Origin of the sequence: Leclercia adecarboxylata, assembly GCF_035787115.1 — a bacterium.
GTDB classification, from domain to species: domain Bacteria; phylum Pseudomonadota; class Gammaproteobacteria; order Enterobacterales; family Enterobacteriaceae; genus Enterobacter; species Enterobacter adecarboxylatus_E.
Genome location: NZ_JALKTL010000004.1, coordinates 268,278 through 281,844, shown reverse-complemented (window position 1 = coordinate 281,844; position 13,567 = coordinate 268,278). Strand labels below are relative to the sequence as shown.

Below are 13,567 nucleotides of genomic sequence, written 5' to 3'. Positions count from 1 at the left end.
GGAAAGCGTCTCGTAATTCATCAAACTAAGCCTCGAATTGTGTTTTCCCCCACGACACACTACCGCCATGAAAAAACAAACAGGGTTCACCCTCATGGAAATGCTGGTTGCCATCTCACTCATTATGACGCTGAGCGCCGCAGGGCTGTACGGCTGGCGGAGCTGGCAGCAACAGCAGCAGCTATGGCAGACAGCGCGCCAGGTGCGCGATTATCTGGTGGTGCTTCGCAACGATGCCTGGCGACATAACCGTGACCATGTCATTACGCTAAAACAGAACGGCAAGGGCTGGTGTCTGTTGAAAACGGGCCTCCCTGAGTGTCAGGCGGACAGCGCCTTTGTGCTGATACCGCAGTGGTCGAATATCAGCATCACCGAGTTAACGCCTGCGCTGGGGTTTTACGGTTTGCGGGATACCGCCTGGGCCGGAAGGATACGTCTGCAAAGTCAGGCTGGCGAATGGCTCATCATCATCTCCTCGTGGGGACGTATCCGCATGTGTAACGGTAAGGGAGAGTTCGCATGCCGGTAAAACAGCAGGGTTTTTCCCTGACGGAAGTGCTGATCGCCATGGCGATCGGCAGCGTGCTGCTGTTAAGCGCAGCGCGGTTTTTACCCGCGCTACAGCAGTCGATAGCGTTGCTTACGAAGCAGCAGGAATTGAAAGAGGAGCTCTGGCTGCGTATAGCCGGCATCGGTAAGCATCTGCAACGGGCGGGATATTGTGCGGGCAAGTGCGCAGGCGAGGCGCTAAAAATTGGGCAGGGTGGTGAATGTGTCATTGTCCAGTGGGATGAAAACAGCAACGGCCGCTGGGAAACCTCGCCGCCCGCCGCGGCGGAGCAGACCGGGTTTCGCCTGAATGACGGCGCGCTGGAAACATTACGCGGTGCGACACTGTGCGGCGGTAAGGGCTGGGAGAGAATAACCGATCCCGACCGGATCAGAGTCCTGCGTTTTCATGTACAGCGTGTTTCGCGGGCGGGCTTTGCACCGGAGCTGAGTCTGGCGCTAACGGCCTCCGTCAACGGGCTGCGTGACGGCGGCGTTGAAGCGCATCATATCGTTACCGGATTTAATTTATGAACCGTGAGCAGGGGATGTCATCGCTGGCGCTGGTGCTCCTGCTATTAATTCTGGGTAGCATGATGCTGGCCGGGCTTAATCAGCAGCTGGACGCGCTGGCGCGTATCCTCACTGCAGAGCGCAAGGCGATACAGCATCAGGCAGTTGCCCAGTCTGCACTGGAGTGGGGAAGGACGCTCGCCTGGCAAACGCAGGCAGACTACACATGTCAGCAGCATGCGCAACAGCCGTGGCGGGTCTGTTTGCGCCTTATGGACGGGCGTGCCCTTCTTATCGCCAGCAGCGACAGCATAACGTTATGGCGACAGGGTGAGGTAGCGGCAGACCGGGTGCTTTTTTCACCTCACGGCTGGAGCGATTTTTGTCCTTTGAAGGAGCGCGCGCTATGTCAGTAACTCAGGCCAGACAGAAGGGGTTCAGTATCGTGGAAGTCCTGCTGGCAATGATGCTGATGGTCATGGTCGTCACCGCGCTGGCGGGTTACCATCGGGTATTAGCCAGTCGGCTTGTCACGCTTGAGCAGTCTCGCCAGCTCTGGCGTCATGCACAAACACAGTCCCAGCTCAGCGCCGGGGATGTTCCCGCGGGCTGGCAGGTAAACAGGGTGCAGACAACACAGGCGGGATGTGTCAGCATCTCGGTCAAACTTATTTCTCCTCCGGGTCGGCAGAGTCAAATGACGCGCCTGCACTGCCCGGTTAGCCAGTAGTTGGGAGCAGCGATGTTAAGGGTCTACCACTCAAACCGTCTTGATGTGCTGGAAGCACTGATGGAGTTTATTGTCGAGCAGCAGCGGCTCGACGATCCCTTTGAACCGGAGATGATCCTGGTTCAGAGCACGGGTATGGCGCAGTGGCTACAGATGTCCCTTTCACAAAAATTTGGTATTGCTGCCAACATTGATTTCCCGCTACCGGCCAGCTTTATCTGGGATATGTTCGTCCGCGTGCTGCCGGAGATCCCAAAACAGAGCGCCTTCAACAAACAGAGCATGAGCTGGAAGCTGATGTCGCTGCTGCCTGAGATGCTGACCCATGACGAGTTTGTCATGCTGCGTCACTACCTGAATGACGATACCGATAAACGCAAACTCTTCCAGCTGGCGTCGCGTACGGCGGATCTCTATGACCAGTATCTGGTCTATCGGCCGGAGTGGTTAACGCGCTGGGAGGCGGGCGAGCTCGTCGACGGTCTTGACCAGGCGCAAATCTGGCAGGCGCCGCTGTGGAAAGCGCTGGTCGAGCATACCGAGGCGCTTGGCCAGCCGCAGTGGCATCGCGCGAATCTCTATGAACGTTTTATCGCGACCCTGGAATCCGCCTCTGAGACGCCTGCCGGATTACCGTCCCGGGTCTTTATCTGCGGGATCTCCGCACTGCCGCCGGTCTACCTGAAAGCGCTGGATGCGCTGGGCCGACACATCGACATTCATATTCTTTTTACCAACCCTTGCCGCCATTACTGGGGAGATATTCAGGATGCCCGCTGGCTGGCCCGCATGGTGACGCGCCAGCGCCGTCGCCTGTTTGACGAACGCACGGTGCCGCTTTTTAAAAACAGCGAGACGGCGTCCGAGCGCTTTGACGATGAGGGGATCCAGAACCTGCCGAACCCGCTGCTGGCCTCCTGGGGCAAGCTGGGCCGCGACTACATCTATATGCTCTCGGAGCTGACCGCCTCTGGCGAAGGGGATGTTGACGCCTTTGCGGATATCACTTCGGATAGCCTGCTGCATAACGTGCAGCAGGACATTCTGGAGCTGGATAACCGCGCGGTGACAGGCATCACTGCTGCGGAGTTTGCCCGCAGCGACAGCAAGCGCCTGCTCGATCCTGACGATCGCAGCGTGACCCTTCACCTGTGTCATAGCCCGCAGCGTGAAGTGGAGGTGCTCCACGACAATCTGCTGGCGATGCTGGAGAATGACCCTGCGCTGACGCCGCGCGATATCGTGGTGATGGTGGCGGATATTGACAGCTACAGCCCCTATATCCAGGCCGTTTTTGGGAGTGCGACAGGCGATCGCTACCTGCCGTTTGCCATATCAGACCGTCGTGCGCGCCAGTCACACCCGGCCCTGCAGGCATTTGTCAGCCTGCTTTCCCTGCCGGATAGCCGCTTTGTCCCGGAAGATGTGCTGGCCCTGCTTGATGTTCCGGTGCTGGCCGCCCGTTTTGATATCGATGAGGATGCGCTGCGCTACCTGCGCCAGTGGGTTAACGAGTCGGGCGTGCGCTGGGGAATAGACGATGACAACGTGCAGGAGTTTGAGCTGCCTGTCACTGGTCAGCACACCTGGCAGTTTGGCCTGACCCGCATGCTGCTCGGCTACGCCATGGAGAGCAGCCAGGGGGAGTGGAATGCTGTTCTGCCGTATGACGAATCCAGCGGCCTGATCGCCGAACTGGTCGGGCACCTGGCTTCGTTGCTGATGCAGCTTAACCGCTGGCGTCGGGAGCTGATGAAAGCCCGCCCGCTCGACGAGTGGATGCCAGTATGCCGGGAGATGCTCAATGATTTCTTCCTGCCGGATCAGGAAACAGAAGCGGCGATGGCGTTAATCGAGCAGCAGTGGCAGGCCATTATCGACGAGGGGATAACCTCGCACTATGGCGAAGCGATCCCCCTGTCGCTGTTGAGGGATGAATTAACCCAGCGTCTCGATCAGGAGCGTATCAGTCAGCGTTTTCTCGCCGGTCCTGTGAATATCTGCACCCTGATGCCGATGCGCTCGATTCCGTTTAAAGTTGTCTGTCTGTTGGGCATGAACGACGGCATTTACCCACGTGCGCTGGCGCCGCTGGGTTTTGATTTAATGAGTCAGAATGCGCAGCGCGGGGACCGCAGTCGTCGCGATGACGACCGCTATCTGTTCCTGGAGGCGCTGATCTCCGCGCAGCAGCAGCTCTATATCAGCTATATCGGCCGCTCCATTCAGGACAACAGCGAAAGGTTCCCCTCCGTGCTGGTGCAGGAGCTGGTGGATTACATCGGGCAAAGCCACTACCTGCCGGGCGATGAGGAACTCAATTGCGATGAAAGCGAAAAGCGCGTGAAAGCGCATATTACCTGTTGCCACAGCCGTATGCCGTTTGATGCGGTGAACTACGAGGAGAACGAGCAGCAGAGCTATGCCCGGGAATGGCTGCCGGCCGCGAAAAGAGAGGGCGTTGCCCATGGCGACTTTATCCAGACGCTGAAGCCGTTAGCGCTCGATACTGTCCCCTTTGAACAACTCCAGCGCTTCTGGGCCCACCCGGTGCGGGCATTTTTCCAGATGCGGTTGCAGGTGAACTTCCGCTCCGAAGAGAGTGAAATCCCGGACGCTGAGCCGTTTACGCTGGACGGGTTAAGCCGCTACCAGCTCAACCAGCAGTTGCTGAATGCCCTGGTGGAGCAGGAGGATGCACAGAAGCTGTTCCGGCACTATCGCGCGGCGGGTCAACTGCCCTATGGCGCCTTCGGTGAAATCGTCTGGGATGCGCTGTGTCAGGAGATGCAGGCCCTGGCTGCCCGGGTAATTGAGTGTCGCCAGCCCGGGACGAGCATGGAGATCGATCTTCAATGTAGTGGTGTCAATCTGACGGGGTGGCTGCAGCATGTGCAGCCCGACGGGCTGCTGCGCTGGCGCCCCTCGATGCTCAGCGTTTCACAAGGTTTGCAACTTTGGCTGGAACACCTTGTCTACTGTGCGAGCGGCGGTGAAGGTGAGAGTCGGTTATTTGTCCGCAAAGAGGGTGAATGGCGTTTCCCGGCAATGTCGGCCACGCAGGCAATGGACTATCTGACACAGCTGGTTGAGGGTTACCTGCAGGGGATGAACGAACCGCTGCTGCTGCTGCCAGAAAGTGGGGGGGCGTGGATTAAAACCTGTTACGACGCCACAAATGATGCCATGTTAACGGATGACGCGACCCTGCAAAAAGCACGCAGTAAATTTTTGCAGGCCTACGAAGGCAACATGATCGTTCGCGGGGAAGGTGACGACGTCTGGTATCAGCGCCTGTGGCGAACCCTTGAACCTGAGTACTTCGAGGCCATCACCGAAGAGGCCCGACGCTACCTGTTGCCGCTGTATAAATTTAATCAGTCCTGACGGTTGTATAAAAATTGCGCAGACCTTGGCGTTCATTTATGATGCGCATCTTGTCATGGACTGATGTACACAACAAAGAGATGCTGGCTTGTCCGGCACAAAGCATGTTAATGATGATGTCCGTGATGAAGAGGTAGTGAATGCCAGGCAGCACCTTATTGAAAACGTTGGTTTTGTTCGTCGCTCTTTGGGCCCCCCTCAGTCAGGCAAACACCGGTTGGCAACCCGTTCAGGAAACGATCCGCAAAAGTGATAAAGATACCCGTGAATATCAGGCGATCCGCCTTGATAACGGGATGGTCGTGCTGCTGGTTTCCGATCCCCAGGCCGTAAAGTCCCTGTCTGCGCTGGTGGTGCCGGTAGGTTCGCTGGAAGATCCTGAATCTCACCCGGGGCTCGCACACTATCTTGAGCATATGACGCTGATGGGCTCAAAGAAGTACCCGCAGCCTGACAGCCTGTCCGAATTTTTAAAAATGCACGGTGGTAGCCATAACGCCAGTACCGCGCCGTACCGTACCGCTTTTTATCTTGAAGTTGAAAACGATGCGCTGGAAGGCGCGGTCGATCGTCTTGCTGATGCCATTGCCGCTCCGCTGCTGGATAAAAAATACGCCGATCGTGAGCGCAACGCCGTCAACGCGGAGCTGACGCTGGCGCGTACCCGGGACGGTATGCGTATGGCGCAGGTCAGCGCTGAAACCATCAACCCCGCGCACCCTGGCTCTCGCTTCTCTGGCGGTAATCTGGAGACGCTGAGCGACAAACCGGGCAGCCCGGTGCTCGACGCACTGCATGCATTTCGCGACAAATATTACTCCGCTAACCTGATGAAGGCGGTGGTCTACAGCAATAAGCCGCTGCCGGAGCTGGCGCAGCTGGCTGCCGTGACCTATGGCCGGGTACCGAATAAAAATATCACCCGCCCGGAAATCACCGTTCCGGTGGTCACCGATGCGCAGAAAGGGCTCATCATTCATTATGTTCCTGCCCTGCCGCGTAAGGTGCTGCGCGTGGAATTCCGCATTGATAACAACACGGCGCAGTTTCGCAGCAAAACCGATGAACTGGTCAACTATCTGATCGGTAACCGTAGCCCGGATACGCTCTCCGACTGGCTGCAAAAGCAGGGGCTGGTGGAAGGCATTCGCGCGGATTCCGATCCTGTTGTCAACGGTAACAGCGGCGTGCTGGCGATTTCTGCCACCCTAACCGACAAAGGGCTGGCCCATCGCGATGAGGTTGTCGCCGCGATTTTCAGCTATCTCTCTTTGCTGCGTGAAAAAGGGGTGGATAAACGCTATTTCGACGAGCTGGCGCACGTACTGGATCTCGACTTCCGTTACCCTTCCATTACCCGCGATATGGACTACGTCGAGTGGCTGGCGGACACCATGATCCGCGTGCCGGTTGAACACACGCTGGATGCGGTCAATATCGCCGATAAGTACGACCCTGACGCCCTTAAAGCCCGTCTGGCGATGATGACGCCGCAGAACGCCCGTATCTGGTATATCAGCCCCAACGAGCCGCATAACAAAACGGCCTACTTTGTGAATGCCGAGTATCAGGTGGACAAAATTAGCGAGCAAACTTTTGCCGACTGGCAGAAAAGAGCCGCCGGGATCGCCCTCAGGCTGCCGGAGGTGAACCCCTATATCCCTGACGACTTCACCCTGATCAAGCCCACGAAAGAGTATCCACAGCCGCAGCTGATCCTGGATGAGCCTGACTTGCGCGTGGTCTATACCCCAAGCCGCTATTTCGCCAGCGAGCCAAAAGCTAACGTCAGCATGGTGCTGCGTAACCCGGCGGCGATGGACACTGCTAAAAACCAGGTGATGTTCGCGCTGAATGACTATCTGGCCGGCATCGCGCTGGATCAGCTCAGTAACCAGGCGGCCGTTGGCGGGATCGGTTTCTCGACTAACGCCAATAATGGCCTGATGCTGAACGCTAACGGTTATACCCAGCGACTGCCGCAGCTGTTCAAGGCGTTGCTCGACGGCTATTTCAGTTACACCGCCACCGGGGAACAGCTGGAACAGGCGAAATCCTGGTATGCGCAGATGATGGACTCCGCAGAGAAGGGCAAAGCCTTCGATCAAGCCATCATGCCGGTGCAGATGCTCTCCCAGATTCCCTACTTCCAGCGCGAAGATCGTCGGGCGTTGTTGCCCTCTATCACTCTGGACGAGGTAATGGCCTACCGCGCGGCGCTGAAAACCAACGCCCGCCCAGAGTTCCTGGTGGTGGGCAACATGAGCGAAGAACAGGCGAAAACGCTGGCGCAGGACGTGCGTGCGCAGCTGGGGGCAAAGGGAACCGAATGGTGTCGTAACCAGGATGTACTGGTAGAAAAACAGCAGAATGTGATCTTCGAAAAGGCAGGCAGCAGCACGGATTCTGCTCTGGCAGCGGTCTTTGTGCCGACCGGCTATGACGAATACGCCAGCTCGGCCTATAGCGCCGTGCTTGGCCAAATCGTGCAGCCCTGGTTCTACACCCAGTTACGTACTGAAGAGCAGCTGGGCTATGCCGTCTTCGCCTTCTCAATGAACGTTGGCCGCCAGTGGGGGATGGGCTTCCTGCTGCAAAGCAGTGACAAACAGCCGGATTATCTCTGGCAGCGTTTCCAGGCCTTCTTCCCGCAGGCAGAAGCGAAGCTGCGTGCCATGAAGCCGGAAGAGTTTGCTCAGATCCAGCAGGCGGTCATCACACAGATTATGCAGCCGCCGCAGACGCTGGCTGAAGAAGCATCAAAGATCAGCAAAGATTTTGATCGGGGTAATATGCGCTTCGATTCGCATGATAAAGTAGTGGCCGAGATAAAACAGCTCACGCCGCAGAAAGTGGCCGACTTCTTCCACCAGGCGGTGGTTGCCCCGCAGGGGATGGCTATCCTGTCGCAGGTTTCCGGTAGCCAGAGTAAAAAAGCCGACGCCACCCCGCCTGCAGGCTGGACAGTATGGAAGAGCGTGAGCGCATTGCAGCAATCTTTGCCCAGGAGTAAGAACGAATGACCGATACCGCTGAGTCCCTTAACCCCTTACGTTTACCGTTACAGGGGGAGCGACTGATAGAGGCCTCAGCGGGAACCGGAAAAACCTTCACCATCGCGGCACTCTATCTGCGCCTGCTGCTCGGCCTGGGCGGCAGCGCGGCCTTTAGCCGCCCGCTCAGCGTTGAAGAGCTGCTGGTGGTGACCTTCACCGAAGCCGCGACGGAAGAGCTGCGTGGACGTATCCGCAGCAACATTCATGAGTTGCGCATCGCCTGCCTGAGACAGAGCACAGACAACCCACTGTACGCCAGCCTGCTGGATGAGATTGATGATAAGCAGCAGGCGGCGCAGTGGCTGCTGCTGGCGGAACGGCAGATGGATGAAGCCGCCGTATTTACCATCCACGGCTTCTGCCAGCGCATGCTTAGCCTGAATGCTTTTGAATCCGGCATGCTCTTTGAGCAGCAACTCATCGAAGATGAATCCCAGCTGCGCTACCAGGCGTGCGCCGACTTCTGGCGTCGCCACTGTTACCCCTTGCCACGTGATATTGCCGAAGCGGTACACGGTTTGTGGAAAGGCCCGGACGAGCTGCTGCGGGCCATCGATCGCTATCTGCAAGGGGAAGCTCCGGTCATAAAATCTGCTCCGCCGGCAGACGAAACGCTGGCGTCCCGTCATGAAAAGATTGTTGGTCTGATCGCCGCCATGAAACAGCAGTGGTCTGCCAGCGTGGCGGAAATCGATGCAGTGATTGAACGATCCGGCATCGACCGACGTAAATTCAACCGTGGCAACCAGGCGAAGTATATTGAGCGCGTCACGGCCTGGGCCCAGGAAGAGAAGCACAGCTATCAGCTGCCTGACGCGCTGGAGAAATTCTCCCAGCGATTCCTTGCCGAGCGCACGAAAGCGGGCGGTGAGGTGCCGGAACACCCTCTCTTTTCCGCCATCGACAGCCTGCTGGCCGAGCCGCTGACCCTGAACGATCTGATGATCACCCGTGCGCTTGCTGAAATCCGTGAAACGGTGGCGCGCGAAAAGCGCCGTCGCGGCGAACTGGGCTTTGACGATATGCTCAGCCGTCTCGATGAAGCTCTGAACAGCGACAATGGCGACGCGCTGGCCGCCGCCATCCGGGGCCGTTTTCCGGTGGCGATGATCGATGAATTTCAGGATACCGACCCCCAGCAGTACCGGATTTTCCGCCGCATCTGGCGCCAGCAGCCCGATACCGCGCTGCTGCTGATTGGCGACCCGAAACAGGCGATCTACGCGTTCCGTGGAGCAGATATCTTCACCTATATGAAAGCGCGTGGCGAAGTGGCCGCGCACTACACGCTGGATACTAACTGGCGTTCGGCGCCCGGCATGGTGGAAAGCGTAAACCGGCTCTTTTCACAGGTGAACGACGCCTTCATGTTCCGTGAAATTCCCTTTTTACCCGTTAAATCCGCCCCGAGAAACGCGACGCTGCGTTTCGAATATAAGGGCGATTTTCAGCCAGCGATGCGCATCTGGCTGATGGAGGGTGAGGGGTGCGGCGTCGGGGATTACCAGGCCTTTATGGCCCAGCACTGCGCGGCGCAAATCCGCGACTGGCTGAGCGCAGGCGTGCGCGGTGAAGCCATTCTGCACCGGGGGGATGACGCCCAGCCGGTGAAAGCGTCGGACATTACGGTACTGGTCCGCAGTCGTCAGGAAGCTGCCCTGATCCGCGATGCGCTCACTCTGCTTAGCATCCCTTCGGTCTATCTCTCCAATCGCGACAGCGTGTTTGAAACGCTGGAGGCTCAGGAGATGCTCTGGCTGCTGCAGGCGGTGCTGGCGCCGGAGCGCGAAAGTACGCTGCGCAGCGCGCTGGCAAGCGCCATGCTCGGTCTGAACGCCCAGGATATTGATACGCTGAATAACAGTGAGATCCTCTGGGACGAGGCGGTAGAAGAGTTTACCCGCTATCGCGAACGCTGGCAGAAGCGGGGCGTGATGGCGATGCTGCGCGACATCATGACGCAGCGCAATATCGCTGAAAATATGCTGGCAACCGCCGGGGGCGAACGTCGTCTGACTGACATTCTGCACATCAGTGAACTGTTGCAGGAGGCAGGTGCTCAGCTTGAGAGCGAGTACGCGCTGGTGCGCTGGCTGGCGCAGCACATCGCCGAGCCGAACAGCAATGCCTCAAGCCAGCAAATGCGTCTCGAAAGCGACAAACATCTGGTCAAAATCGTCACCATTCACAAATCGAAAGGGCTGGAGTATCCGCTGGTCTGGCTGCCCTTTATTGCCAACTACCGGGTGCAGGATCAGGCTTTTTATCACGATCGTAAAACCTTTGAAGCGGTGCTCGACCTCAGCAAGGCCGACGACAGCGTGGAGCTGGCCGAGGCTGAACGTCTGGCAGAAGATTTACGTCTGCTGTATGTGGCGCTGACCCGTTCGGTGTGGCACTGCAGCTTAGGCGTGGCACCGCTGTTCCGTCGTCGTGGCGAAAAATCCGGTGACAGCGATTTCCACCTGAGCGCGCTTGGGCGTTTGATCCAGCACGGCGAGCCGAAAGATGCTGCCGGTCTGCGCCAGTGCCTGGAGGCGTTGTGCAATGAGCACATTGCGTTGCAGGTTGCCGGAGTGGCCGATACCGCTCGCTGGCATATGCCGGATCCGGCATTGCCAGACCTGCAGGCGCGACAGGTTGCCCGCAGGCTGTTTGACGACTGGCGGGTCACCAGCTACTCCGGGCTGCAGCAGCACGGGCACAGTATCGCTCAGGATCTGATGCCGCGCCTCGACGTTGATGCCGCAGGCACCGGCGAAGTGCCGCAGGAGCCCGAGCTTACGCCGCACCAGTTCCCGCGCGGCGCCTCGCCGGGCACTTTTTTACACAGCCTGTTTGAAGCGCTCGATTTTACGCAGCCCGTCTCACCTGAGTGGATGCTGGAGATGCTGCAAAAAGGGGGGTATGACGCCCGCTGGCAGCCGGTGCTGACCCGCTGGGTAGCGCAGGTGCTGGAGACGCCGCTTAACGAGGAGGGGATCACGCTGAGCCAGCTAACGCCCGCCGATAAACAGGTTGAGATGGAGTTTTATCTGCCCGTGGCCGGGCCGCTCACTGCAGATGCGCTGGATGACTTGATCCGCAAATACGATCCGCTGTCTCAGGGCTGCCCACCGCTCGATTTTCGCCAGGTGCGCGGCATGCTGAAGGGCTTTATCGACCTGGTCTTCCGGCATAAGGGGCGCTATTACCTGCTGGACTATAAATCCAACTGGCTGGGGGAAAACAGCGAGGCCTATACCCCTCAGGCTATGGCCAGCGCGATGCAATCCCATCGCTACGATCTGCAGTATCAGCTCTACACCCTGGCGCTGCACCGTTATTTACGCCACCGTATCGCCGACTATGACTATCAACGCCATTTCGGTGGGGTGATCTACCTGTTTTTACGGGGGGTGGATGGCACGCCGGGCGCCGGTTGCTTTGCTACCCGCCCGGATGAAGCCTTAATCGATCATATGGATAACCTGTTTTCAGCCAGCAATGAGGAGCTAACCCCATGACGATGCAGGAATACTTGCTGGAAGCCGTAGAGCAGCGCGTGCTGCGTCGTCTGGACGTGCAGTTTGCGATGATGGTGGCCGGGAACGACGAACCCGCGTTGATGCTGGCGGCGGCGATTTTAAGCCGTGATACGGGAGAAGGGCATGTCTGCCTGCCGCTGTCGCGGCTGCGGGCCGAGGCGAAAAGCGCCGCGTTGCAAGCCTGTTTTGCGCTGTTTGACCAGGAGCCAGACTGGATCGCCGTGCTGAAAGGCTCCCGGGCAGTGAGCGCGGGGGATGAGCCAACGCCGCTGGTACTCGCTGGCGAGCGGCTTTATCTCAACCGGATGTGGCGCTATGAGCGGGCGGTGGCCAGCTTCTTTAGCGAAGCCAATCAGCCTTTGCCCCATGACAGTAGCGAGGTTCAGCGCACGCTGAACGCGCTGTTCACCTCTGATGAAGCTGTCAACTGGCAAAAGGTGGCCGCGGCGGTGGCGTTAACGCGGCGTATTTCCGTCATCTCCGGCGGGCCGGGAACCGGTAAAACGACTACCGTCGCCCGCCTGCTGGCGGCGCTGATCCAGATGGCGGGAGAGGAGAAATGCCGGATCAGGCTGGCGGCGCCCACCGGTAAAGCCGCGGCACGCCTGACCGAATCGCTAGGCGGCGCGCTGCAAAAATTGCCCCTGACCGAGACCCAACGTACGCGATTCCCGACGGAAGCAAGCACGCTGCACCGTTTGCTTGGCGCGCAGCCGGGCAGCCAGCGTCTGCGTTACCATGCCAGGAATCCGCTGCATCTGGATGTGCTGGTAGTGGATGAGGCGTCGATGATCGATCTGACGATGATGTCTCGTCTGATCGAAGCCCTGCCACCCCATGCCCGGGTGATCTTCCTGGGCGATCGCGACCAGCTGGCCTCCGTCGAAGCGGGCGCAGTGCTGGGTGACATCTGTACCTGGGCCAGCGTCGGATTTACCGTCCACCGTGCGCAGGAGCTTGCTGGCATGACGGGATGCCAGATGGAGGGCAACGTCAGCCCGGTGGCGGGTGCGCTGCGCGACTGCCTGTGCCTGCTGCAAAAAAGCTACCGGTTTGGCAGCGACTCGGGTATCGGGCAACTGGCGGCTGCGGTCAACCGGGGCGATCGCCACGCTATTCGTTCGGTGTTCGACGGCAAATTTAGCGATATCGAGAAAAAGCAGCTCCAGAGCGGGGAAGAGTACCTGGTGATGCTCGAAGATGCCCTGAAGGGCTATCAACATTTTCTCGACAGCGTGCAGCAGCAGGCTTCCGAAGCGGAGATCCTGGCGGCCTTTGGCGGCTTTCAGCTGCTCTGTGCATTGCGGGATGGGCCGTTTGGTGTGGCCGGGCTCAACGAAAGGCTGGAGCAAGTGCTGGCGCAAAAACGCCGGATCGGCCGCCAGCCGCACTCGCGCTGGTATGAAGGGAGGCCGGTGATGATTTCACGCAACGACAGCGCGCTGGGTCTGTTTAACGGTGATATCGGCATTGCGCTGGATCGTGGCCAGGGGCTGCGCGTCTGGTTCCAGATGCCCGACGGCAGTGTGAAATCCGTACAGCCCAGCCGCCTGCCGGAACATGAAACCGCCTGGGCCATGACGGTGCATAAATCCCAGGGCTCTGAGTTCGATCATGCGGCGCTGATTTTACCTAACCAGATCTCCCCGGTCGTGACCCGCGAGCTGGTTTATACCGCCATTACCCGCGCCCGTCGGCGGTTGTCATTGTATGCGGATGAAGGCGTGCTGACGCAGGCCGTTACCACCCGTACCGAGCGGCGCAGCGGCCTGAGCGCGATATTTGAAGCCTTGTAATTTTTC

8 protein-coding genes are annotated in these 13,567 nt (G+C 58.7%); all 8 read left to right on the top strand.

The window, feature by feature from the left end; translation table 11 throughout:
* Positions 1-67: 67 nt before the first annotated feature.
* Entirely contained in the window at positions 68-532 is a 465-nt protein-coding gene (locus MXM41_RS15175; protein ID WP_325932823.1) for a prepilin peptidase-dependent protein, read from the top strand.
* Complete coding sequence (locus MXM41_RS15170; RefSeq protein ID WP_325932822.1) at positions 523-1,086, top strand: prepilin peptidase-dependent protein; 564 nt, start codon at positions 523-525, stop codon at positions 1,084-1,086. The genes MXM41_RS15175 and MXM41_RS15170 overlap by 10 nt, the downstream gene beginning before the upstream one ends.
* Positions 1,083-1,481 (top strand): DUF2509 family protein, encoded by a 399-nt coding sequence (locus tag MXM41_RS15165; protein WP_325932820.1) that lies wholly within the window; start codon positions 1,083-1,085, stop codon positions 1,479-1,481. Before MXM41_RS15170 ends, MXM41_RS15165 begins: the two co-directional genes overlap by 4 nt.
* Positions 1,472-1,795: a prepilin-type N-terminal cleavage/methylation domain-containing protein gene (locus tag MXM41_RS15160; protein WP_325932819.1), complete on the top strand. Its 324-nt coding sequence runs from the start codon at positions 1,472-1,474 to the stop codon at positions 1,793-1,795. Before MXM41_RS15165 ends, MXM41_RS15160 begins: the two co-directional genes overlap by 10 nt.
* A 12-nt stretch (positions 1,796-1,807) precedes the next feature.
* Positions 1,808-5,182, top strand: a complete 3,375-nt coding sequence (gene recC / locus MXM41_RS15155) for an exodeoxyribonuclease V subunit gamma (RefSeq protein ID WP_325932818.1) — start codon at positions 1,808-1,810, stop codon at positions 5,180-5,182.
* A 140-nt stretch (positions 5,183-5,322) separates the two neighbouring features.
* A complete protein-coding gene (gene ptrA / locus MXM41_RS15150; RefSeq protein WP_325932817.1) occupies positions 5,323-8,205 on the top strand; it encodes a pitrilysin in 2,883 nt (960 codons plus the stop codon).
* Positions 8,202-11,744, top strand: a complete 3,543-nt coding sequence (recB, locus tag MXM41_RS15145; RefSeq protein ID WP_325932816.1) for an exodeoxyribonuclease V subunit beta — start codon at positions 8,202-8,204, stop codon at positions 11,742-11,744. Before ptrA ends, recB begins: the two co-directional genes overlap by 4 nt.
* Positions 11,741-13,561, top strand: coding sequence for an exodeoxyribonuclease V subunit alpha (gene recD, locus MXM41_RS15140; protein ID WP_325932814.1), 1,821 nt, complete (start codon positions 11,741-11,743; stop codon positions 13,559-13,561). The genes recB and recD overlap by 4 nt, the downstream gene beginning before the upstream one ends.
* Positions 13,562-13,567 lie beyond the last annotated feature (6 nt).

What these genes read in the sequence shown, in the direction of transcription:
- MXM41_RS15170 (WP_325932822.1), top strand. Translation starts at nt 523, where the DNA reads ATGCCGGTAAAACAGCAGGGTTTTTCCCTGACGGAAGTGCTGATCGCC.
- recB (WP_325932816.1), top strand. Translation starts at nt 8,202, where the DNA reads ATGACCGATACCGCTGAGTCCCTTAACCCCTTACGTTTACCGTTACAG.
- MXM41_RS15160 (WP_325932819.1), top strand. Translation starts at nt 1,472, where the DNA reads ATGTCAGTAACTCAGGCCAGACAGAAGGGGTTCAGTATCGTGGAAGTC.
- MXM41_RS15175 (WP_325932823.1), top strand. Translation starts at nt 68, where the DNA reads ATGAAAAAACAAACAGGGTTCACCCTCATGGAAATGCTGGTTGCCATC.
- MXM41_RS15165 (WP_325932820.1), top strand. Translation starts at nt 1,083, where the DNA reads ATGAACCGTGAGCAGGGGATGTCATCGCTGGCGCTGGTGCTCCTGCTA.
- recD (WP_325932814.1), top strand. Translation starts at nt 11,741, where the DNA reads ATGACGATGCAGGAATACTTGCTGGAAGCCGTAGAGCAGCGCGTGCTG.
- ptrA (WP_325932817.1), top strand. Translation starts at nt 5,323, where the DNA reads ATGCCAGGCAGCACCTTATTGAAAACGTTGGTTTTGTTCGTCGCTCTT.
- recC (WP_325932818.1), top strand. Translation starts at nt 1,808, where the DNA reads ATGTTAAGGGTCTACCACTCAAACCGTCTTGATGTGCTGGAAGCACTG.